Raw genomic sequence first — 22413 nt, forward strand, 5'->3', positions numbered from 1 at the left:
ATCCACTATTTAGTCACTTTATTACAAGACATTTTATTGGAAGCTACAATACCTTTATGATAAAATATTGACGAAATCTAGCGAAAAAAAAGGAGAACTTTAAATTGAAAGCCCAAAAAAAGCACCCCACGGGAAATGTTTACTCTCAATCATTGAAACGTACTGCTGATCCAAACTACTCTTTACTCTATTGGTTTTCCATCATTCTCGTGGGTGTTTTTTTATTTATAATGCCCTTTGAAAAAGGTTTATTTAACGCCAACAATTTTTCGTTTGAAAAACCGCAGTTGTCATTTATTATGTTAGGCGCATTTATGTTGTTTGTTTTTGCTCTATATCTTTTCTTTAATTGGAGATTAGAAAGTCGTCACGATGTTTACGCCATGTTGGTTTGGTTCATTCCACTTTCTTACCTTATCTCTTCTTTCGGCGCAGCATCACACTATTACGCCACACTGCTTTTATATGTGAATTTTACATACGCTGTTCTATTTACCCTCTCTTATAATTTTTCCAAAAGCAGCTCTGGTTCCTCGATTTTTACGAACGGAATTGTTTTATCCGGTTATTTGGTTATTGTCTTTGGATTGTTAAATCTATTTGGAAATGCACACTATGCGGATGCTATTATGGTTGATTCCAACGGTGCAAGATTAACTTCTGTTTTTCAATACGCCAATACTTACGCTGGATTTACAATGGCCATATTGTTTAGCTCGCTTTTTCTTGTCGTCAGATCTAAAAGTTGGGTTGGGATTATCGGATATAGCTTATTCTTGGTTCCTACCATAGTTTCCTTCTTCTTGACTTTATCTCGCGGAGGTCTGGTTCTCCTTCCTTTGATCATTCTGTTTATTCTTCCTTTCTTAAGCTTGTATAGGCAAATCCTGATGCTCGTGTACCTGGTTATTTCGCTAATCATTTCACTGATCATATTGAATCCAATTACCTCTATAGGAGGAATCGGAAGTCCTGCAATAAAAAATTTAATGCCTTCTGAGTCCTTGAAGGGGTGGGCTATTATGATAACCGCCTCAGTGACGACCTCCATTATTATTTATGCTATTCATCACTTTATAACCAAAAGATTTGCTGATGGTCTTAACGCTAAATTTAGTAGAATTAAGTTTTCCCAGTTCATTCTTCCTATTGTCGTATTGATAGCAGGAACGGTCGGAATTCTTTTGTTATATGGAAATTCGGGGCTTATTAAACTCCTTCCGAACAGCATTGAGAAAAGAATCGAAACTATTAACTTACAGCAGCATAGTGTCCTTGAGAGAGCCACATTTTATAAAGACGGTATTAAAGTCATCAAGGACTATCCATTGTTTGGAGCCGGCGGGGCAGCTTGGAGTTTTTTATATGAGAAATATCAAAATAACCCTTACACGAGCAGACAAGCCCACAATTTTTTCCTCCAGTATATCATTGAAGTGGGAATTATTGGTTTTCTTCTATTTGTAATTTTGTTAGCCGTGGTGTTTATCAAGTATATTGCGGCCCGTATCAAAAAGGTACAAGGGGATCGTGATCAGCATTTTGTATTTTATATTATAGCTATCTCTTTACTCGCTCATAGCGCGATCGATTTTGATATGAGCTTTGGCTATATCGCCGGTATGCTATTCCTATGCTTGGGAGGTTTGTTATCAGCATCATATATTAAAGTCTCCGATGAGAAAAAGGTAACAAATCAACTATGGTCCAAGCTTTATCCTGCTCTTCTTATTGTTCCTTCCATCATTATTTTTGTCATTTCCCTGCAATATACCAAAAGCAATACTTTATTCAATGAGGGGATGGGTCTGCTTCAGCAGCAGAAACCTTTGAATGAAGTACTGCAGCCTATTGATAAGGCAAGAGATATCAGTAAATATCATCCTGATTATAATCTGATGAAAATCCAGCTGCTCAGTCAGGCATACAATCAAACGAAGGAAGAAAAATATTCCCAAGAAGCTTTTGACCTCATAAAACAGGTTAAGCCATACGAATCATATAATAGGGGAATATTTGACAGTGAATACAATTTATTGTTAATGAAAGATAACAAGGAACAAGCTCTGGAGCTGCTTAAGAAAGAATTAAACGATTTCCCATGGGATATATCGATGTATGAACGACTGATTGTACTTCATGCCGAATTAGGAAATAAGGAAAAATTAAACGGCAATAAACTAAAACAAGATGAACATTGGAACGAAGCCAAAGCCCTATATCAACAAGTGCAGGATAAAATAAATTATTTAGGAACCTTGCCTAAAGGGCAATCTCAAGGAAGACCGTTTAACGTTACCCCTAACATTGCGCTCTCTATAGGCCAAATTAATTTCTTGAACAGCAACTTTTCGAACGCTTCAAGCGTATTACAATTGGGTATAAGTAACCAAATGGATAATGAAGGAAATAGAGTCATAGCCCGTTGGTATCTGGCTTCTTTGCAAAAGCAGGGCAAGAATGACCAAGCTTTGCAGGACAAGCTGTTTGCAGCGGATCCTAATGAACGTCAGCAAATTCAGTTTCTTTTAAATAATAGATAGAGTTCTTGAACACCTACCAAATTCCAGCAAAAGATGATAAAATTAGACTTACTCTATCCTAACAGTTAACAAAGGCAAAGCCTTGTTATAAAAGTCTGACATGGAAAAGGAGGTGAAATTAAAACAATGTCCAGCAAAAAAGAATCTATCAACCACTCAACGAATAGGAGAGATAGCCGCGTGCTAAAGAGATCCCTACTTAACAAAACTTCCGGTCTTGTTGCATTTCTACTAGTTTTTGCAATGCTGACTCCTGTATTGGCTTTTGCCGCTTCAGTCATCGGTTTTGATTCCCTTTCTTACCGTGACGGTAAAGTTACAGGTACTGTTTATACTGATGTATACACTAACAATGTGAATGGATCAGTGTACTTGGATGTATATAGCCCGTACGGTGCCGCACTAAGCACTGCTGCTACTGCTACATACAGCACCTACAAAGACGGCAAGTATTACTACAACTTCTCCACAAATATCACAAATGGTTACAGCTATGCTACTGTAAAAGCTACTGTGTATGATCCAACATCCGTTACAGGAAGCACTTACCTTTCTACTTCTAAAGACGTTACCAACACTAGCTCCACTACTTCCACAGGAAGCTATGGCGGCGGCGGTTGGATCGGTGGAAACAATAACAGCTCTGTCACTGTACCAGTGTCCGGTGATGTTAGCGCATTTGACATTACAAATGCATTCAACAACGCCCTGACTGTTACTTTGAACATCTCCGGTGACTATGCAACAGTTCCTGCTTCCGCACTACTTGAAGCAGCCAAGAAACCAGGAGCGGTGTTGGTTGTCTCTTCTCAATACGGATCTTTCATTCTTCCATTGTCCGTACTGAAATTCGACGATCTTGCAAAACAAGCTAAGACCGAAGTTGCAAACCTTAAGATTAAAGTAACTGTTGCTAAAGTAGCTGATGCTACTGCTGTAACTACTGCTGCTGCTGCTCTTGGCGGTAACGTTGTAGCTAACGCGATCGACTTCAATGTCGAGGCTGTAGGAGCTTCCACTGTAAGTGTAAACTTCAGCGGAACTTATGTTTCCCGTACTATCAACCTTGATAAAGTAGCTGATTCCAAGAAAACTACTGCTGTAGTTTACGATGCAGCTTCGAAGAAAATCTCCTTCGTACCTGCTACATTCGAAACTAAAGACGGTAAATCCGTAGCAACTATCAAGCGCAACAGCAGCAGCGTGTACACTTTGGTTGAGTTCAACAAGTCCTTCAACGACATTGCAACTCACTGGGCTAAAGCTGACGTCGAGCTTCTGGCTAACAAGCTAGTAGTTGACGGTGTAACTAACACTACATTCGTACCTGAGCGCAACATCACTCGCGCTGAGTTCGCTGCATTGGTAGTTCGCGCACTTGGATTGAACATTCTGACTCCAACTTCCGCTTTCAAAGACGTTAACTCCTCCGAATGGTATGCAGGCGTAGTTACTACTGCAACTGTTGCTGGAATCGTTGACGGATACGAAGATGGAACATACCGTCCGAATGCTCAAATCACTCGTGAAGAACTTGCTGCTATGGTTGTTCGTGCATTGAAATATGCCGGTGTTAACACTGACATTACTTCCACACAACAATCTGCCGCACTGGCTGCGTTTAAAGATTCCAACAAAATCGTATGGGCACAAAAAGAAATTGCTGTGGCCATCACTAACGGAATCGTGGATGGTGTAACTAGCGATACAATCCAATCCGCAAACCAAGCTACTCGTGCACAATCCGCTACTATGCTTAAGCGTTTGTTGAGCAAAGCAGGATTCATTAACTAATCTCGATTAGTTAACAGCCTGGTCCCTTTTGGGATCAGGCTTTTTTCTTTTTTCGGCATTTTGTTCAGTATCCGCTCTGGATGGACTATTATCGTTTGTATACAAATCATCCATAGTTTGCTGAAATGAAGAATTTGATAGAGCAACAAAAAAGCACCTGATTAGTCAGGCGCTTAGTTTCATTTCGTGATATTCAATTTTACGTATCAATTCCTGCCTTAATTCAGTATCCAGACATCCTTCGAGTAACAAGCAATAGTAACTCCGTCGAAATAAATACCAGCTGCGTTTTAAATTTTGAATGCACTGCATGTCCTGAACCTCCCGGCATAAACATAAGGTCTAGTGTTTTATTATATTACGGTTATTTTTATTACCCATTTATGTTAAGAATAAAACAGTTTTTATTAAAGATGTCGCAAGTCAAAAGAGTGACCTTAGATAATCAAACCCAAGAAGCGCTCTGCTTTTAAGCTTCCCAAATAACCGGGATTGATAAAATCAAAGATAGAATCCAAGCCAATGCAATCCCATTCTATTGAGGGTAATTCTTCTCTATCGATTTCCGCAAGGTTATAGGAAGTGAGGACCAGATCCGATCCTTGAATGGCCTCAGTAAAATATTCTTATTTGGCGAGGGAAGTCCCGATACACAAAGAGACCCACATCAACGGATATGGGTCGGTCTACTCACCGGAATTATGCACGCTTTCCTCTTCTGTATTTATACTGTGACCACTGATAATGCATAAAGCAGCCGATGCAAAATCCCAGGATAGCAATAAATGCGGCCAGGCCGACTATCGCTGAAAAAACGTAAGCCAACATGATCCAATTCAGCAAATAACAAACGATAGCGGCAAACAGGAAAAAGATCGCCAGAAGCTGATTAAACCTCATCTGTGCTTTATCCTCGGGAACATATTCAGAAGGTTTTTTCTTCAGAAAAATTTTGGCCGCCCGCATTACGGGGTTGTAATCAAAGGCCACACCCAAAATTCCGGATATGAGTGGAATCGCGAGAATCCAGTACATATCTGTAATCAAGGTTAGAATGACGGACAAAACGATTACCCATTGATTTGCTCTTACTAACGGACGAGGAATCGATTGAGGTACGGTATTCACATAAATCACCCTTTTCCTGTCGGAATAAAACAATTATACCGCTATTTGCTTCTCAAAATCCATCGTTATAATTCATCAAATTTTTAATTAAGTCTGACTAACGAAACAACAGAGTAGGATGCCGAGCGTCGGTATCAACAACCAGGTCCGTGATATACGCGACGACATGATCTTGCGCTGCGATTCGGATAATTTGGATTGTTACGCATCGAGCAGCAGGAAATGCTCCCGCTAATCTGCTTTCTTAGATGTACATATCGGATTTAGCGGGAATTTTTCCCTGTAATTCGGCACGTTGACCATGCAGGAGACATTTTCTACAAAATTAACGGGAGCTTTTCCCGCAAAAGGATCCTACAGAGCGCATCCGGGCAAGATTATCAGCAGCTTGTCCTGTTCGTCTTGTCTGGTGCTTTGCACTTAAATGGGTGTCATGCCGCGCAGAGGGACCATGAAAAAAGAGGCTTCCCACAAGTTTGCTCAACTCATGGAAAACCTCTAATTGTTTTTGTTACCTTCGTTACCCTTTTGTTCCCTTACGGCAATTCAAGCCTTAAAAGCCTTGATGCACAAAGGCTTCAATGGGCGTCTTACATCATGCCGCCCATACCGCCCATTCCACCCATGCCGCCCATGTCAGGCATTGCAGGAGCGTCTTTTGCAGGCTTATCCGCGATTACAGCTTCTGTTGTAAGGAACATGGCTGCTACGGATGCTGCGTTTTGAAGCGCGCTGCGGGTCACTTTCGCAGGGTCAACGATACCTGCCTGGAACATGTCAACCCACTCCCCTGTCGCTGCGTTGTAGCCTACGCCCACAGATTCCTTTTTAAGACGCTCAACGATTACGGAGCCCTCTTGACCAGCGTTAGCTGCGATTGTGCGTACAGGCTCTTCCAGAGCGCGCAGAACGATGTTGACGCCGGTCTGCTCGTCGCCGGCAGCGTTAACGGCGGATACAGCGTTGTATACGTTCACCAGAGCGGTTCCCCCACCGGATACGATACCTTCTTCAACCGCTGCGCGGGTTGCGTTCAAGGCGTCTTCGATGCGAAGCTTGCGCTCTTTCAATTCGGTTTCAGTGGCTGCGCCGACTTTGATTACGGCTACGCCGCCGGACAATTTAGCCAAACGCTCCTGCAGCTTTTCTTTATCGAAATCGGAAGTGGTTTCTTCCAGCTGCGCTTTAATTTGATTCACACGTGCAGTGATGTCTGCAGGCGATCCGGAGCCGTCAACAACAATAGTGTTTTCTTTGGTTACGCGGATTTGACGCGCGCTTCCCAATTGGTCAGGAGTTGTGGATTTCAATTCAAGACCCAGCTCTTCAGTGATCACTTGACCGCCTGTCAGAGCAGCGATGTCCTGCAGCATAGCTTTGCGTCGGTCGCCGAAGCCAGGAGCTTTAACCGCTACGCAAGTGAACGTTCCGCGAAGTTTGTTCACTACCAAAGTAGCCAAAGCTTCACCTTCAACGTCTTCAGCGATGATTACAAGCGGTTTGCCTTGTTGTACCACTTTCTCGAGTACAGGCAGGATTTCCTGGATGTTGGTGATCTTCTTGTCTGTGATCAAAATGTAAGGGTTGTCGAGGACAGCTTCCATTTTGTCGGTGTCGGTGATCATGTAAGGGGAGATGTATCCGCGGTCGAACTGCATTCCTTCAACCACTTCAAGCTCGGTTTCAAAGCCCTTGGACTCCTCAACAGTGATTACGCCGTCTTTGCCCACTTTTTCCATAGCTTCGGCGATCAAGCCGCCCACTTCGTCGTCAGCAGCGGAGATGCCTGCTACTTGAGCGATGCTTTGCTTGCCTTCAATCGGCTTGGCGATAGCAGCAAGCTCTTGTACAGCCGCTTTAACCGCTTTGTCGATCCCTTTGCGGATAACCATCGGGTTGGCGCCTGCAGTTACGTTCTTCAATCCCTCGCGGATCATCGCTTGGGCAAGAACGGTTGCAGTTGTAGTTCCGTCGCCGGCCACATCGTTAGTCTTGGTAGCTACTTCTTTGACCAGCTGCGCGCCCATGTTCTCGAATGCGTCTTCCAGCTCGATTTCTTTAGCGATGGTAACGCCGTCGTTAGTGATCAGCGGGCTGCCGAATTTCTTCTCGAGAACCACGTTGCGTCCTTTAGGTCCAAGAGTCACTTTTACTGCGTTTGCAAGTGCGTCAACACCGCGAAGCATTGCACGGCGAGCGTCTTCACTGAACTTAATGTCTTTAGCCATTATAATAGAACCTCCCGAAAAATTATATTTGGTGGGTAATCCCTAAGTATCTGTTGTTGTCCGATAAGTAAGCGAACTAAATTAGGCTAGCACTGCAAGAATGTCGCTTTCACGCATAATCAAAAGCTCGCGGCCTTCGAATTTCACTTCTGTGCCGGCGTATTTAGAGAAAAGCACGCGGTCGCCTTCTTTTACTTCCAGAGGAAGACGCTCTCCGTCTTTCAGGGTTCCGCTTCCCACGGCAACTACTTTACCTTCTTGCGGCTTTTCTTTAGCCGTATCAGGCAGTACGATTCCGCTTGCTGTGGTTTCCTCTTTTGCAATGGCTTCAATGACTACGCGATCTCCTAACGGTTTGATCATGGAAAAATAGCCTCCTTTAGATTGGTTCGTTATTTGTTAGCACTCTAATGCCTTTAGTGCTAATGACAATTCTTATGATAATAATTTTGGGCGGCATTTGCAAGTGGTTTTGTTTTAAATTTTTCATTTACTTTAAAAACGCCAATTTCGCACCCTAGACATTGTCTCCATAAAATAAATAACATAACCCCACAACGTGACGTTTGTCTTGTAAGCCTATTCCGGGCTGTTTGCGGGCAGCCCAAGCCTATTTTACAAAAAAAGACTGTAATTTCCAAGGAAGTGACTGTCTTTTCTAAGATGTGTTTTAATTGCCGCCGTTCTGCGCTTCCCATTCCGCGTCTTTCAACAGCTGTTTCCGGTACACGATTCTCGACAGCATCACGCTGACCTCGTACAAAACAATCAACGGACCCGTCACAATAATCGCGGAAACCGCATCAGGCGGAGTAATGACTGTAGACAGAACGACCAGCGCCATGTAGGCGTAGCGTCTCATTTTGGATAAACGGTTGGGATTCAGTATCCTTAACTTCGTTAAGAACATCACCACGACAGGCAGCTCAAACATGAGGGATAAAGGAATAACGATGTTAAACAAAAAGGAAAAATACTGCGCCGCCCCGTAGACCTCTTTGAGCCCCATATTTTTGCTGATCGAGGAGCTGAACATAAAAGCCATAGGAAATACGACGCCATAGCTGAAGGCCATCCCGCAGAGCAGCAGAAAAAGCGCTACCGGGATATAAATCAGCGAGGCTTTCTGCTCTTCGACGCGGAGCCCGGGTTTAACGAATCCCCAGAGCTGGAACATGGCAAAGGGCACTACGATGATCAGGCCTATGATTAAAGAAAAATTCATGTATAAACGGATGGCGTCCCAAGGGGAGAATACGCTCCAGTCCATGCCGTTCGCCGGGGGAATATTCCGCAGCAGCTCGATCAGCGGCTGAGCCGAGAATAATCCGATTACCATGCCCAGTGCCAGGACCAGGACCACCCAAATAATTCTTTTGCGAAGCTCTCCCAAATGCTCGACGAGAGACATTTCGTTCTGTTCTGTCATGTGAGTCACCGTTCCTAAGATCAACTTGAGGCCACCTGTCCAATAATCATGAACATGCATTGAGGCCGTGTACTGTTCGAAGCCGGTTTGCCGCGTTAACTGTTACTCCGGAAGCCGTTTATTGTCCTGCGGCCTCTGTTCCATTTTCCTGAACTCCGCCTTAGGCGCTTCCGGCTGGTCAGGATGGACTTCCTTGCGCTGCGGAGTTTCGTGTTCCTCCATGAGATCGCGAGCGCCGTTCTTGAACTCTCTTAAGGTCCTGCCAAGGGCACGGCCCAGCTCTGGAAGTTTCTTAGGCCCGAAGAGGAGCAGGGCCACGACAAGAAGCAGCAAAATTTCAGTAAAACCGATATTTCCCATGAGGATACCTCTCTCGTCTTCATAGTTAACGCCGTATATTTTTATCAGCTTAAAAGACCGCCATAGCCCATATCCACAATATCCTGCCGGCTGATCTTCTCACCCGCGCAAATTCTTGGCAGCAGTGCATCAAACGACGTATATGGATCGTGCATGACGCAGCCCGGAAGGCCCATCACCGGAACTCCCTGCAGATAAGCCATCATCAGCATCGAGCCGGGGAGCATAGGTGTTCCATAGGAAACGACATCGGCACCCGCGGATTTGATCGCTCCCGGCGTCCGGTCATCCGGATCGACGGACATCCCGCCCGTGATCAGCAGAAGGTCTACGCCAAGATCCATAAAATAACGGATTTCGGCAATAATCGCATCGCTTTCATCCGGAGCGAACCTCTGCTCGATCACTTGTGAGCCGAACGCAGCCACTTTGTCCTTGACCACGGGACCGAATTTGTCGGTAATCCGTCCTTTGAACACTTCGCTGCCGGTCGTGATTAATCCGGCTTTAAGCTTCTTGAACGGCTTGACGGTGATCGGGGCGGCCGCCGGCAGAGCAGCGGCGGCTGTTCCGGCGGCGTATTCAGCCGCTCTGGACGCAGCCATCTCCTCAATCTGGCGCACCTTCCCCTCCTCCACGATCAGGGGAATGACGCGCGTACCCGCCAGAGGGTGCTTAGGCGAAACCACCGTATTATTCAGGATAGTGGAAAGAATCACCTGATCTATCGAGTTAACGGCGCGGACAAAGTCGGCATCGATCTTGGCCAAGCCGTGGATGGCCGATTTGAGGGTAATTTTGCCCTCGTGAGTGCCGGTCAGCTCCACATGCTCGCCTCGTACTGCATTGGCCAGACGGTCAGCCGCTTCGTCCTCGTGGATAAAGCCGGGCTGCAGCCGGAGCGTGTAGATGTGCTCCTTGCCGATATTGAGCAGCGCCGGGATGTCCTCTTCACGGATCACGTGGCCTTTATTGAACAGGCGGCCCTTGAACTCACCCGGCAAAATTTGCGTCAGGTCATGCGCAAGCACCATTCCTACCGCGTCCTCGACCTTCACTTCTATCAGCATATCGTCTGTCTTCATACGTTGTGCTCCCCCTTGTCGCCGGTCAATATCGCGAGCGCGTGAGGGAGCTGGTCGATGATCGCCGCCAGGCATTCGTGCACTCCCTTGGGGCTGCCGGGCAGGTTGATGATCAGCGTCTTGTTCCGGATTCCCGCGACGGATCTGGAGAGCATTGCACGGGGATTTTTGTGCATGGAAATCATACGCATCGCCTCCGGAATGCCCGGAACGAGCCGGTCAATCACCTGCAGCGTCGCTTCAGGGGTGACATCCCTGGCCGCAAGGCCTGTCCCTCCTGTGGTGAGGATGAGATCCGCGTGGTAGTAATCCGTCATTTCGATCAAAGAGGCGATGATCTCCGGCTGTTCGTCGGGCACGACGCGGTACTCCACGATCTCCCCGTCGATTTCTTCTTCCACATATTCCCGAATCACCTGTGCGCTCGTGTCTTCTCTTTCTCCTCTCGAGCCTTTATCACTGGCAGTTAAAATCGCAACTTTCCAGCGCATAAGCAGTTCTCCTCTCCACTCATATTCGTACGGATCCGTTTATTTTCCTCTGTGGAAATCCCCGCTCTTGCCCCCGGTTTTGTTCAAAAGCATCGTGGGGCCGATGACCATTTCCTTTTCCAGCGCTTTACACATATCATACACGGTTAAAGCCGCCGCGGATACTGCCGTAAGAGCTTCCATCTCCACGCCGGTCGGGCCGGTCGTCTTCGCTTCCGCTTCTATATGCAGTTCATCCCTGCCGTTATCGTTAAAACGGATGTCCACTCCCGTCAAAGCAAGCGGATGGCACATCGGAATCCATTCGGAGGTTTTCTTAGCAGCCATAATCCCGGCCACCTGGGCAACCGCCATTACGTCGCCTTTGGCAACGCGCCCCTGCAGGATCATCTGCAGAGTCTCCGGCTTCATCATGACCTTTGTAACCGCTACTGCCGTCCGTTTCGTCTCCCGCTTTTCGGATATATCGACCATACGCGCCCGGCCCTGCTCGTTAAAATGCGTGAATGTCGAATCTTTTGTCACAATGCCCCTCCTCCTTCCCTGGAATGAACCAGAATTCGTCGTTCGGTGAACAGCTTGTCCAGCTTGAAATCATGGTCCTCCATCGGCACCCGCGAAATCAGCTGAACCTCGAATGCAGCTGCCATTAAGAGAGGCCTCTCCCCTTCCCAACCGGATAGAAGCCGGTCATAGTAGCCTCCTCCGTAACCCAGCCTTCCGAGCCATGGATCAAAAGCCACTCCCGGCACCAACGCCGCTTTGATAATAGAAAGCCTGCCAGGAGCGGGGGCCCGAAACTTCGGTTCCCGGATTCCCCAAGTGCCTTCCTCCATGTCCTCGTAAGAGCCGACCAAATGCAGCGTCATTTGCCTGTCCGGTCCGATCCTCGGTACCGCTACCCGTATCCGGCGGCTCCAGCACCATTCCGTCAACGCGGTAACATCTACCTCATTTCGGAAAGGCATATAGGTAAGAAGGATGGAATCGGTTGTCTCGGGTGACGGAAACAAGGTGGAGCAAAATTGCATCAGCGCCTGGGAAATAGAGGCGGATTTCATTTGTTTGTCCTCCGCCGTCATTTGGGACAACCTCAGCTCTACCTCGCTGCGGATACGGCTTTTCTGCTCTGCCACGTTCATGTGATGCCCTTTCTGCCAAAAAAACTGATTGTTACTTTCCATTTTAACATACCGGATGCAATTGTGTAACTTGCCCGCCGCCAGGAGGAGCCGATGCTTGTTCAATATTCGGATCATCAGGTAAACTAGAAGAAGTAACGACAACGGAGGAATTCATTATGCTGCTGCAAGTTGCGGGAATTACGAAAAGCTTCGGCACCAAAACGGTGCTGAACAATATATCGCTGCAGATCGAACCCAGGGAGCGGATCGGGCTTGTCGGCGTCAACGGTGCGGGCAAGTCCACTCTGCTGCAGATTATCGCCGGGGAATTGTCCTACGACAGCGGGGAGATTTTTAAGGCAAAGGAAACAAAGGTCGGATACCTCAAGCAGAACAGCGGGCTCCAGTCGGACCAGTCGATTTGGGATGAGCTGCTGGGGGTATTCGCCTCTTTACTGCAAACGGAAAAGGAACTGCGCTCGCTGGAAACGGCTATGGCGGACCCGGCTCTCGCCGGAGATACCAAGAAGTACGAGGACACGATGAACCGCTACGCCCTTCGTTCCGAATGGTTCCGCGAGCACGGCGGCTATGAGATGGAAGCTAAGATCAGAGGGATCTTGAGCGGGATGGGCTTTAAGGAGATGTCTTACGATAGCAAAGTCAATTCGCTGAGCGGAGGCCAGAAAACGCGCCTCGCGCTGGCCAAAATGCTGCTGCAGGCCCCCGACCTGCTCATTCTCGATGAGCCGACCAACCATTTGGACATTGCCACATTGACTTGGCTTGAGGGTTATCTGCGGGGATATTCCGGCGCCATCCTGGTTGTCTCCCATGACCGGTACTTTCTGGACGCTCTGGTGGAAGGCATTTATGAAATCGAACGGACCCATTCCAAGCGTTATACGGGGAATTATTCCCGGTACATCGATCTCAAGGAAGCCGAGTACGAGGCCCAGCTGAAGCAATACGAGAAACAGCAGGACCAGATCGCCAAAATGGAGGATTTTGTCCAGAAGAATATCGTCCGGGCCTCTACCACCAAGCGTGCACAGAGCCGCCGCAAGGCGCTTGAAAAGATGGAGAGGCTGGATAAGCCTCTGGGGGATTTGAGACGGGCGCATTTTTCATTCGAGATCTCTCAGACGTCGGGCAAGGAAGTGCTCAAGGTGAACAATCTGTCGATATCCTATAATAAACAAAAGAAGCTGCTCAGCGGCATTTCCTTCGACCTCCGGCGCGGGGAGACAACTGCTTTGATCGGTCCGAACGGAATCGGCAAAACGTCTCTGCTGAAGACGCTCATCGGGCAGCATGTGCCTGACGAAGGCGAGTTTCAATGGGGCGCCCGTGTGGAGATCGGCTATTACGACCAGGAACAGAAGGGCCTTAATCCCTCGAACACCGTGCTGGAAGAGCTGTGGAGCGCTTACCCCCATATGGAGGAAGTAAGAATCCGGACAGTGCTGGGCAATTTTCTTTTTAGCGGCGAGGATGTGTTCAAGAAGGTCGGATCGTTAAGCGGCGGCGAAAAAGCCCGTGTCTCACTGGCGAAGCTGATGCTGCTCCAGGCCAACGTGCTCATTCTGGATGAGCCGACGAACCACTTGGATCTGTTCAGCAAGGAAGTACTTGAGTCGGCGCTGATCGATTTTGAGGGAACGCTGCTGTTTATTTCGCATGACCGTTATTTTTTGAACAAAATGGCAGAGCGCGTGCTTGAGCTTTCTTCGGACGAAGCCGTTGAATTTCTTGGAAACTATGACGATTATATCGAGAAAAAGCAGGAGCTCGCCGAGATCGAAGCAGAACGTCTGGTGCAAGCAGGGACTAAGCCGAGTGCCTCGGCGGCGGTGGAGAAACCGGCGGCGGCGGGCTCCTATGAGGCGGACAAGATGAGCAAGCGCGAGGAACGGAGCCGCCAGCGCAGGCTGGAGCAGTTGGAGCAGCAAATAGCCGATCTGGAAGCGGAGATCACCGCGCTGGAGGAGCGCTTGGCGGAGCCGGAAATTTTCAACGACTTTGTGAAGGTGCAGGAGACGAATGCGGCGCTGGAGACGAAGCGGGAGCAGCTCGCCGGGCTGTATGAGGAGTGGGAAGGGCTTGCGGGGTAAAATTTGTTAATATTTGTAAAATATAGTTGCAACGGTTCGATTTCGCATATTGTGTGTCGGACCGTTTTTTTATTTTAGTCAGGCGGAACGGTTTATAAGGAATCAATATACTCTTTTGCGGACAGCAGCGATAAACCCCTCTCTTTTCGCACTTTTTTGATTGCCTCAATTTTCTCGCCATCTTTTACAAGCCGCCGCAATTCCTCATTCAACGGGTGTTCGGGCACGCCTACTTGTCTTGAAATAGCATGCAGTACGGCTTCCGTTTGTTTCAGACGTTTATCCACGCGGTAAAGAGTGTTTGAAAGGTGTAAGACAAGGGCCATCAGAACAAGATCCAACCAATCAATCCACGGTTCTAAACGGTTTGATTTCGATGAAGTCTGCGCTTATTTCCTGCTCAGCATAGCTGTTGCTCGAGGATGGGGTCTGACCAGCCTCCGTGCAACACCACATCGCGCGCCGGGCGAGGCAAATAGTTTATCCCCAAAGTTATCCACATTTGTCACAGAGTAAAGCCCAATCCGGGCATAGAGTTTGAGTGATATGAACAAGTTATCCCCATTATCAACAAAATAAACCTGACCAACATATCCAGAGACCTATTCAGACGCAGGGGCTTATGTAGTCCGCTTTTGAACTAGTTATGCACATTTTCCACAGGACTTGTGGATAATTGTTGTCCACATGCTTGGCAGGTTTGGTTAGCGCCTCAAAAATCCGTAATTTGAAGTAGACCTGAACTTAAGAGAGAATACATAATAAGATTACGGAATAGGGGTCAATTAGCACGTTGGTTTATGCGGAGGTAACAGATCGTATACCAAAAAAGAAGAATGGCAGTACACCATTCTTCTCGCTTCACTTGGAACTATTCACTTCACCCTGTGCCTATCTCTTCACTCTGTGCCTTCTTGCTTCATCTCTGCGTATATGCTTCCTCTCACCAAGCTTCGAGCTTATATACAGCGTGAGCCGTGACATCCAGCGTCGTAAACTCGCGCTTGTCCCACTTCAAAAAGGCGGCTGCCGCTATCATCGCCGCATTGTCCGTGCACAGGCTGAGCGGCGGCGCCAGCAGGGGCACGTCCAGTTCCCGGCAGCGGTCGGCCAGCCGGGAGCGAAGCCCCCGATTGGCGGCCACGCCCCCCGCCAACAGCAGCTGCTTCGCTCCGAATTCCCGGACCGAGCGGGCCGCTTTCTCGACGAGCACGTCGAGCACAGACTCCTGGAACCCGCGCGCCACATGCGCGGGGTCCAAGTCCTCGCCCTTCATCTTCGCTTGATTCAGCGCAGCAAGGACGGCGGATTTCAAGCCGCTGAAGCTGAAATCGTAAGAATCCGGCTCAAGCCATGCCCTTGGCAGCACGGTCGCTTCCTCCGCCTCATGGGCCAGCCGGTCGATCTGCGGCCCTCCGGGATAGGGTAGCTTCATCGCGCGTCCGACTTTGTCGTACGCCTCCCCTGCGGCATCGTCACGGGTCTGGCCTATAATCCGGAATACACCCGGCTCGGGCAGCAGGACCAATTCCGTATGTCCGCCGGAAACGACCAGCGAGATTAGCGGATATTCCAGCTCATTGACCAGCTGGTTCGCGTAAATATGCCCCGCAATATGATGGACTCCGATCAGCGGCAAATCCCATGCCAGCGCCAGCGCCTTGGCCGCGGAAACCCCGACCAGCAGCGATCCAACCAGCCCCGGGCCTACGGTTACCGCTATCGCCGACAGATCCGTGTGCTTCACCCCGGCTTCCTCGAACGCTTCCTCGATCATCCAGGTGATGCTTTCAACGTGTTTGCGGGAGGCCACTTCAGGCACGACACCGCCAAACTTCTGGTGGGTCTCGATCTGACTCGACACTTTGTTGGAGAGGACTATTTTGCCGTCAGCCACAATAGCAACGGAAGTTTCGTCACAGCTCGTTTCTATCGCCAGAATATACGTCGGCCCTCCCGGTGCCGCGCTTCTCTTCACTTCCATGTTCAATCTCCCAACCTGATGCCGTCTTCTCGTCTTCCCGATTTTTTATGCAAATCGGCCCACATAATGAGCGCATTCTCATTGTTGTCGGTATAATACCGCTTGCGGACACCTACAGAGTAAAAACCCATTTTTTCGTACAGGTTCTGAGCGATCCGGTTGGACTCCCTCACCTCAAGCGTCATCCTCGCGGCTCCGAGATAGCTGGCGGTATTCTGCAGTTCCTGCAGCAGCCGCTGCCCGAGCTTCCTGCCCCGGTATTCGGGACGCAGGGCGATATTGGTCACATGGGCCTCCTCCATTACCAGCCACATGCCGCCGTAACCGGCAATCACTCCGTCCGTTTCCATAACCATATAACGGGCAAAATGATTGTTCGTCAATTCATTCTCAAATGCCTGGGCCGTCCAGGGAGTCGTAAAGGCTTGCTTTTCAATTTCACAAATTTGCGGTATATCCTCCAGGCGCATTGACCTGAATTCCAAGGAATTAACGCTCTGTCTAAGCCGTTCTTCCATCGTTATTTGCCTCCTCCAGCTTTCCCCAGCAGATTGGCTTCCGCTTCGGGAAGCTGCGCGTAATTCGGCACGAAAGCATGCACATCCTCGAATTTCCCATGCATCCAGTCCCTTACACCCAGCAGTCCGACATCGCGGGCATCCGTCTCATGATGAAAAATCCGCACATGGCCGTCCCAGCGCTCCGCAGCCTGCTCTATTATCTCCTGAAAGCCTTCCGTTTCCCCTACAAAAGCAATCATCTCCGGCGGACGCACTCCTTCCTGCGCTCTATCCAACAGCTCCTCGACCCAACGGTCGACGAGGCGGATACCGTCCGAAACCAATGTGCGCCATCCGGTAAAAACTTCCCCCAGATCATCTGCAGCCAAGGATTCTTCCCCTTCCGGCAAACCAACCGGCCTTTCCTGCACGCTTAAAGACGGCTTAATCTGGTTTACCCGTTCAAAAAGCCCCGTAAACGCCTGCCCTCTGCGCGCATTCACAAGAGGCACGACCCACAGCCGTCCGACCGATCCGCCGTTCTGCGCCGCGAGAGCCCGGCATCCGCCGAGCGCCGCGGCCTCCAGGCTGGAGACGCCCAGCAGCCGGCTGCCGTTAGTCCAGGCCAGCGTCTTCGCGACGGTGACCCCGATTCTGACTCCGGTGTAGGACCCGGGCCCTCTGCCGACCGCTACCGCTTCCACATCGCCCGCCTTCCAGCCGTAAGCCTCGAACAGATTGCGGATGGCAGGCACCAAATGCCGGGAGTGATCCCGTTCCGCAAACAAACGGACGCTTTCCAGCACCCGGCTTCCCTCCAGCAGAGCGACCGTCATCGAGCTTGTCGACGTATCGATAGCGAGGAGCTTGCCCCGGTGCAAATTATGTTTATCTTCCATTGTCTTCCGTCTCCTTCAGCTTCCTGCACCAACGGATGTAAGGTTCCCCGTACGCCGACAGCGTGAATTTGCGTTCGGAACCTCCCAGATTTTCGATCCGGACGGCCAGTCGCTCGGGGGGGAGCATCTCTTCGATAATGGAAGACCATTCGATAAGAGTAACGCCTTGACCGTAAAAATACTCATCCAACCCCAGCTCTTCCGCTTCCTCCAAGGAAATCCGGTATACATCCATATGGTAAAGAGGCAGCCGGGCTCCCTCATACTCTTTAATGATGGTAAAGGTGGGGGAATTGACGATTTCCTGCACGCCCATTCCTCTGGCCAGCGCCTGGGAAAAGCGGGTCTTCCCCGCACCCAAATCCCCATCCAGAGTAATTACGGTGCCTGGCGCAAACATCGCGGACAACCGCCTGCCCAGACGTTCCGTATCTTCCTCCTGCCGGGTATGAAAATAAACCGTATCCGTCATCTTGTACTCCTGGCTAAAAATAATTATATCGCTGCTTTTTTAAATACAGTTTTTCCAATCTTTGGCCTGTCCACTCCTATGCAACCCAAAGATGTTGTTAATTATAGCCGTCTCCAACCTCCGTATCAACACAACTCTTCGATCCCGCCCCGGAAAAAACAAAAAACCCCCACCATTTGAAGCCAGCAGAGAAATGGGATGAGTAACCGATATACGCGTCAGTGAATGTACTCTTTTTGCAGTTTAACAATGATTTTGTCCAATTCTTGACTAACGGCCACCACTATCGGGTCACTGAATTGCTTGTTTTCATCAAGCAGCGAATAAAGCTTATTCAACAATTGCTCCCGTTTTCTGTTTAGCTGCTGGTCGCTCCGCATCGCGTTCAACTCGCTTTACATGTAATCTTATAACATATTATTCTATACTATTAATTTCAAAATAGAAACCAATGTTTCAAATTCTTAACAAAAACAAAAAAACCTATTGGGATCCCCCAACAGGCCGCAAGATCTGTATTCGCCCTTCCCCTATCGAACCTCTGTCAATTCTTCCGCTTTCACCAGACGGCTGTCGCCGGTGTTATCCAGGGAGTGGACTTTGACCTTGTTGCTACCTGCGTCCACGCTGTCGATCCAAATCGATGTGCCCTGGTGTTCCACCGGGATGGTTCTTTCCGATTGTAAAATCTCCTGCGCTCTGTCGATGTTCATCGGCCTTTCTCCTTTATCTTTTTTTCCTCTGTTCCGGTTGCAGACATTGTCGTTTCCTCGATTAACCCGTTGTCCATCGTCACCAGTCCGCCGCCCAAACCTTCGTTGACCATACGGTCGATATCCATGGAGCTCATGTTCTGTCCTTCTACTCCCTGACTTTCGCCGCTGTTCAGAGATTCCATCCCTCATCCTCCTGATTCTCACTTGCTGCGATCGCTATTAGCATTTCCCCTTTGCCGCCAAGGTCATTCATACATTCGCACTTTTTTGGATATACTGAATAACAATGAAAATAATAAGCCCGACTGCCGGCTTCGAAAGGGGATCGAATCTATGCATACCGTATGGAAAGGCGCCATATCCTTTGGGCTTGTCCATGTTCCCGTCAAAATGTTCTCCGCCACGGAAGACAAGGATATATCCTTGAGGATGATCCACAGCCGCTGTTCCACTCCGCTCTCTTATGTCCGGCAATGCCGCACATGTAATACGGAAGTGCCTTGGGAGGAGATTTCCAAAGGATACGAGTATGAATCCGGAAGATTTGTCATTTTTGAAAAGGATGAGCTTGAGCAGCTGACCGAAGGCGTGAATAAAGAGATTAAAATTCTGGATTTTGTCAACTTGACGGACATCGATCCCGTTTATTTTCAGAAAACGTATTATCTCGCTCCTGGCGACACCGGGGCAGGCGCTTACTCCCTGCTGATGGAATCGATGAGGCAGACGGGGAAAATCGGCATAGCCAAAGTATCCATCCGTTCCAAAAGCTCGCTGGCCGCGATCCGGCTGATCGGCAACTGTATTGCGATGGAGACGATCTTTTATCCCGATGAAATCCGCTCGGTGGAGCAGGTGCCCAATCTGCCGCAGGCGGCGGAAGTGAACGACAAGGAGCTCGCGATGGCGAAAATGTTGATTGAACATCTGTCCACCCCTTTTGAGCCGGAAAAATATTCAGACGATTACCGCCATGCGCTGATGGACGCGATACAGCAGAAAATTGCCGGGCAGGAAATCAGGACCGCACCGGAGCCGCAGAGGGCGAATGTCATTGATCTGATGTCCGCGCTGCAGGCCAGCCTGGATGCAGTGACTCCGCCGCCTGCCGCTCCCGCCGGAGAACGCGGCAAAGGCAGAGGGAAAGCCAGAACCAAAGTGACGGGTTCCTGATAGCTAAGCTGGTGATTCCATCGTAGAGGAGGCTCATGGGCAATGGCTGCAGAGGCAAAAGGCACCGTCCGTATCGAGGGGCATGAACTTACAGTGACCAATCCGGAGAAGGAGCTGTGGCCCGAGCAGGGCATCACGAAAATCATGTATCTCCAGCATTTGGCCAAGCTCGCCCCATACCTGCTTAAATACTGCCGCAACCGCTATCTGACCACTATCCGTTTTCCCGACGGCTGGAGCGGCAAATCCTTTTACCAGAAAAATGCCCCCGATCCGACACCCGCTTTTGTGAAGACTTCAGAGCTGGAATCCGTGGAATATGTGGTGCTGGACAGCCTTCCGACTCTGATCTGGCTCGGGAATTTGGGCTGCCTGGAGTTTCACCCATCCTTTAACCATGTGGGCGACATGCTCCCGGCGGAGTGGCTGATCGATATAGATCCCAGCGTGCAGGTGGAGCCGCGGATTATGCAGGCAGTCGACATTATCGGCGATGCTCTGGATAAGCTGCGTATCTCTTCCGTGCCTAAAACCTCGGGAGCTACGGGAGTGCAGATCTATATCCCGATACAGCGAGGGTATACATTCGAGCAGCTGCGTAAAATCGGACATTTTATCGGCAAATATGTGGTGGAGAAGCATCCGAAGCTGTTCACGATCGAGAGGCTGAAAAAAAACCGCGGCTCTCTGATCTATGTGGATTATCTACAGCATTGGTACGGCAAAACGCTGTCCGCCCCCTACACTCCGCGCGCCAGGGAGCAGGCAACGGTATCCACGCCGCTGTTGTGGGAAGAGGTTCAGCGAAGGGTCGACCCGAGGGAATTTACCTTGCTCAATATTCACGACCGGCTGCAGCGCGTGGGAGACCTGATCGATAAGGTGCCACCGCAAAATCTGGACCCTATTCTAAGCCATCTTTGACGAGGATCAGAATAAGGGAGAAAACAAGCGTGCCACCACTTCCAAACCGCGCTGCAGCCGCGGCCGCTTCTCGAATTCCCTGAGCTTGATTTCCGAGCAGTGGGTCAAATCGTGCATAAAATCCGCCTCAAGCCTTTCAATGGACGCTTTGTCGAACATCACCGCGTTCATTTCGAAATTGCTGAAAAAGCTTCGCATATCCATATTTGCCGTGCCCACCGAAGCAAGCACATTATCGATGATAATGACCTTCGCGTGGATAAACCCTTTTTCATACAGAAAGAAACGGACACCGGCTTCCAGGAGCTCTTTTACATAAGACAAAGAAGCCCACTGCACGAGGTGCGAATCCCCCACACTTGGAAAGATGATCCGTACGTCCACCCCCGAAATCGCCGCGGTTTTCAGTCCCATCAGGATGCTCTCGTCCGGTATGAAATACGGTGACGTTATATAAATTCTTTTCGTTGCGGAGGCGATTGCCGAGAAGTACATTTCCAGGATTACGTCCCAGTAGTCGTCCGGCCCGCTCGCGATAATCTGCACATGCTCCTTGTCCAGGCACATATGCGGAGGGAAGTAATAGCTGTCGGTGAGCTTTTGCCCGCTTACAAAGTACCAGTCGGTGAGGAACGAATTCTGCAGAAAATAAACCGCATCCCCCTGCAGCGCGATATGAGTGTCTCTCCAGAAAGAGAACGGGCCGCTTCTTCCCAGGTACTCGTCCCCGATGTTAATCCCGCCCAGAAAGCCCAAAAACCCGTCTACGACGACGATTTTCCGGTGATTGCGGTAATTCATCCGTTTGTCGAAAAAAGCGATGATCGGCGCAAGAAACACATGATGCTCTATCCCGGCTTCCGTCAGCTTTTTCACGTACGACCTGGTCAGCTGGTAGCTACCGATGCCGTCGTAAATGAGCCGGATTTTGACACCCTGCCTCGCTTTTTTTACCATCATTTGAAGAAATCTGTTTCCAATCTCGTCATCCCGAATCGTATAATATTCGATATGGATAAATTTTTTGGCGCTGTCCATCGCCTCGAGAATCGCTTCGTATGTACTTTCCGCGTTGGTAAGCACCTGCACGTCGTTGTTGTTCGTGATCGGGGCCTTGGGAATATGGCTTAACAGGCCGTAAAGCCTGGGATGGGTATAGATTTCGCAGTGGCCCATTTCGATAATGTCGCGGACGATGCTGGAGTTTTTGATGACTTCGTCCTGCAGATCGCCGTAAATTTTGCGGGTCCTTCGCCTGACTTTTCTTCTGTGCGTGTACTCCTTGGCCATAAAATAGTACATCACAAAGCCGATCAACGGAACAACGAAAAGAATCATTAGCCATGCTACCGTTTTGTTGGGATTGCGGAATTCAATCACCAGGATAGTGGCGATTTGGAAAATAAACAGGAGCAGTCCGATGACCAACAAATACATGCTGTACCCCCC

General features: G+C 49.2%; 23 protein-coding genes. 5 read left to right on the forward strand and 18 right to left on the reverse strand.

Features of this window, described 5'->3' with window-relative positions; translation table 11 throughout:
* Nucleotides 1-104: 104 nt before the first annotated feature.
* Nucleotides 105-2543 carry an O-antigen ligase family protein gene (locus ACZ5N7_RS12640; RefSeq protein ID WP_464654610.1) on the forward strand — a complete coding sequence of 813 codons (2439 nt, stop codon included), beginning with the start codon at nt 105-107 and terminating at the stop codon, nt 2541-2543.
* 126 nt (nt 2544-2669) lie between these two features.
* Entirely contained in the window at nt 2670-4337 is a 1668-nt protein-coding gene (locus ACZ5N7_RS12645) for an S-layer homology domain-containing protein (protein WP_464654612.1), read from the forward strand.
* A 699-nt stretch (nt 4338-5036) separates the two neighbouring features.
* Here the strand turns inward: ACZ5N7_RS12645 and ACZ5N7_RS12650 are convergent.
* From ACZ5N7_RS12650 to ACZ5N7_RS12690, 9 genes are all read right to left on the reverse strand, one after another.
* Nucleotides 5037-5465 (reverse strand): DUF4395 domain-containing protein, encoded by a 429-nt coding sequence (locus tag ACZ5N7_RS12650; protein ID WP_464654614.1) that lies wholly within the window; start codon nt 5463-5465, stop codon nt 5037-5039.
* A gap of 590 nt (nt 5466-6055) precedes the next feature.
* The gene (gene groL / locus ACZ5N7_RS12655) at nt 6056-7693 is read right to left on the reverse strand and encodes a chaperonin GroEL (RefSeq protein WP_464654616.1); all 1638 of its coding nucleotides are present in this window, start codon (nt 7691-7693) and stop codon (nt 6056-6058) included.
* Between the two features lie 81 nt (nt 7694-7774).
* Nucleotides 7775-8056, reverse strand: coding sequence for a co-chaperone GroES (gene groES, locus ACZ5N7_RS12660; RefSeq protein WP_464654617.1), 282 nt, complete (start codon nt 8054-8056; stop codon nt 7775-7777).
* Nucleotides 8057-8363: 307 nt separating this feature from the next.
* Complete coding sequence (tatC, locus tag ACZ5N7_RS12665) at nt 8364-9122, reverse strand: twin-arginine translocase subunit TatC (protein ID WP_464659265.1); 759 nt, start codon at nt 9120-9122, stop codon at nt 8364-8366.
* Between the two features lie 102 nt (nt 9123-9224).
* The gene (locus ACZ5N7_RS12670) at nt 9225-9482 is read right to left on the reverse strand and encodes a twin-arginine translocase TatA/TatE family subunit (RefSeq protein WP_464654618.1); all 258 of its coding nucleotides are present in this window, start codon (nt 9480-9482) and stop codon (nt 9225-9227) included.
* A 44-nt stretch (nt 9483-9526) separates the two neighbouring features.
* Complete coding sequence (locus ACZ5N7_RS12675) at nt 9527-10567, reverse strand: molybdopterin-binding protein (RefSeq protein WP_464654620.1); 1041 nt, start codon at nt 10565-10567, stop codon at nt 9527-9529.
* Nucleotides 10564-11058 (reverse strand): molybdopterin adenylyltransferase, encoded by a 495-nt coding sequence (gene mog / locus ACZ5N7_RS12680; protein WP_464654622.1) that lies wholly within the window; start codon nt 11056-11058, stop codon nt 10564-10566. Before mog ends, ACZ5N7_RS12675 begins: the two co-directional genes overlap by 4 nt.
* A 39-nt stretch (nt 11059-11097) precedes the next feature.
* The gene (gene moaC, locus ACZ5N7_RS12685; protein ID WP_464654623.1) at nt 11098-11583 is read right to left on the reverse strand and encodes a cyclic pyranopterin monophosphate synthase MoaC; all 486 of its coding nucleotides are present in this window, start codon (nt 11581-11583) and stop codon (nt 11098-11100) included.
* Nucleotides 11580-12200, reverse strand: a complete 621-nt coding sequence (locus ACZ5N7_RS12690; RefSeq protein WP_464654625.1) for a 5-formyltetrahydrofolate cyclo-ligase — start codon at nt 12198-12200, stop codon at nt 11580-11582. Before ACZ5N7_RS12690 ends, moaC begins: the two co-directional genes overlap by 4 nt.
* A 158-nt stretch (nt 12201-12358) precedes the next feature.
* Here ACZ5N7_RS12690 and ACZ5N7_RS12695 point away from each other — a divergent pair, with 158 nt between their 5' ends.
* On the forward strand, nt 12359-14296 hold the full coding sequence (locus ACZ5N7_RS12695; protein WP_464654626.1) for an ABC-F family ATP-binding cassette domain-containing protein: 1938 nt from the start codon (nt 12359-12361) through the stop codon (nt 14294-14296).
* 92 nt (nt 14297-14388) lie between these two features.
* On the opposite strand, the gene ACZ5N7_RS12700 is transcribed toward ACZ5N7_RS12695, so the two are convergent.
* From ACZ5N7_RS12700 to ACZ5N7_RS12735, 8 genes are all read right to left on the reverse strand, one after another.
* The gene (locus ACZ5N7_RS12700) at nt 14389-14637 is read right to left on the reverse strand and encodes a hypothetical protein (RefSeq protein ID WP_464654628.1); all 249 of its coding nucleotides are present in this window, start codon (nt 14635-14637) and stop codon (nt 14389-14391) included.
* A gap of 602 nt (nt 14638-15239) precedes the next feature.
* On the reverse strand, nt 15240-16280 hold the full coding sequence (tsaD, locus tag ACZ5N7_RS12705; RefSeq protein ID WP_464654629.1) for a tRNA (adenosine(37)-N6)-threonylcarbamoyltransferase complex transferase subunit TsaD: 1041 nt from the start codon (nt 16278-16280) through the stop codon (nt 15240-15242).
* A 2-nt stretch (nt 16281-16282) separates the two neighbouring features.
* Nucleotides 16283-16798 carry a ribosomal protein S18-alanine N-acetyltransferase gene (gene rimI, locus ACZ5N7_RS12710; RefSeq protein WP_464654631.1) on the reverse strand — a complete coding sequence of 172 codons (516 nt, stop codon included), beginning with the start codon at nt 16796-16798 and terminating at the stop codon, nt 16283-16285.
* Nucleotides 16799-16800: 2 nt separating this feature from the next.
* On the reverse strand, nt 16801-17679 hold the full coding sequence (gene tsaB, locus ACZ5N7_RS12715) for a tRNA (adenosine(37)-N6)-threonylcarbamoyltransferase complex dimerization subunit type 1 TsaB (protein ID WP_464654632.1): 879 nt from the start codon (nt 17677-17679) through the stop codon (nt 16801-16803).
* The gene (gene tsaE / locus ACZ5N7_RS12720) at nt 17669-18151 is read right to left on the reverse strand and encodes a tRNA (adenosine(37)-N6)-threonylcarbamoyltransferase complex ATPase subunit type 1 TsaE (RefSeq protein ID WP_464654634.1); all 483 of its coding nucleotides are present in this window, start codon (nt 18149-18151) and stop codon (nt 17669-17671) included. Before tsaE ends, tsaB begins: the two co-directional genes overlap by 11 nt.
* A gap of 218 nt (nt 18152-18369) precedes the next feature.
* Nucleotides 18370-18531: an aspartyl-phosphate phosphatase Spo0E family protein gene (locus ACZ5N7_RS12725; RefSeq protein WP_464654635.1), complete on the reverse strand. Its 162-nt coding sequence runs from the start codon at nt 18529-18531 to the stop codon at nt 18370-18372.
* Between the two features lie 150 nt (nt 18532-18681).
* A complete protein-coding gene (locus ACZ5N7_RS12730; RefSeq protein ID WP_464654637.1) occupies nt 18682-18864 on the reverse strand; it encodes an H-type small acid-soluble spore protein in 183 nt (60 codons plus the stop codon).
* Nucleotides 18861-19049, reverse strand: a complete 189-nt coding sequence (locus ACZ5N7_RS12735; RefSeq protein WP_464654639.1) for a hypothetical protein — start codon at nt 19047-19049, stop codon at nt 18861-18863. Before ACZ5N7_RS12735 ends, ACZ5N7_RS12730 begins: the two co-directional genes overlap by 4 nt.
* Nucleotides 19050-19200: 151 nt before the next feature.
* Here ACZ5N7_RS12735 and ku point away from each other — a divergent pair, with 151 nt between their 5' ends.
* A complete protein-coding gene (gene ku / locus ACZ5N7_RS12740; RefSeq protein ID WP_464654640.1) occupies nt 19201-20040 on the forward strand; it encodes a non-homologous end joining protein Ku in 840 nt (279 codons plus the stop codon).
* A gap of 42 nt (nt 20041-20082) precedes the next feature.
* A complete protein-coding gene (gene ligD / locus ACZ5N7_RS12745) occupies nt 20083-20964 on the forward strand; it encodes a non-homologous end-joining DNA ligase (protein ID WP_464654642.1) in 882 nt (293 codons plus the stop codon).
* 6 nt (nt 20965-20970) lie between these two features.
* On the opposite strand, the gene cls is transcribed toward ligD, so the two are convergent.
* Nucleotides 20971-22401, reverse strand: coding sequence for a cardiolipin synthase (cls, locus tag ACZ5N7_RS12750; protein ID WP_464654643.1), 1431 nt, complete (start codon nt 22399-22401; stop codon nt 20971-20973).
* Between the last annotated feature and the right edge of the window lie 12 nt (nt 22402-22413).

The organism is Paenibacillus sp. JCM 18996 (genome assembly GCF_055392555.1).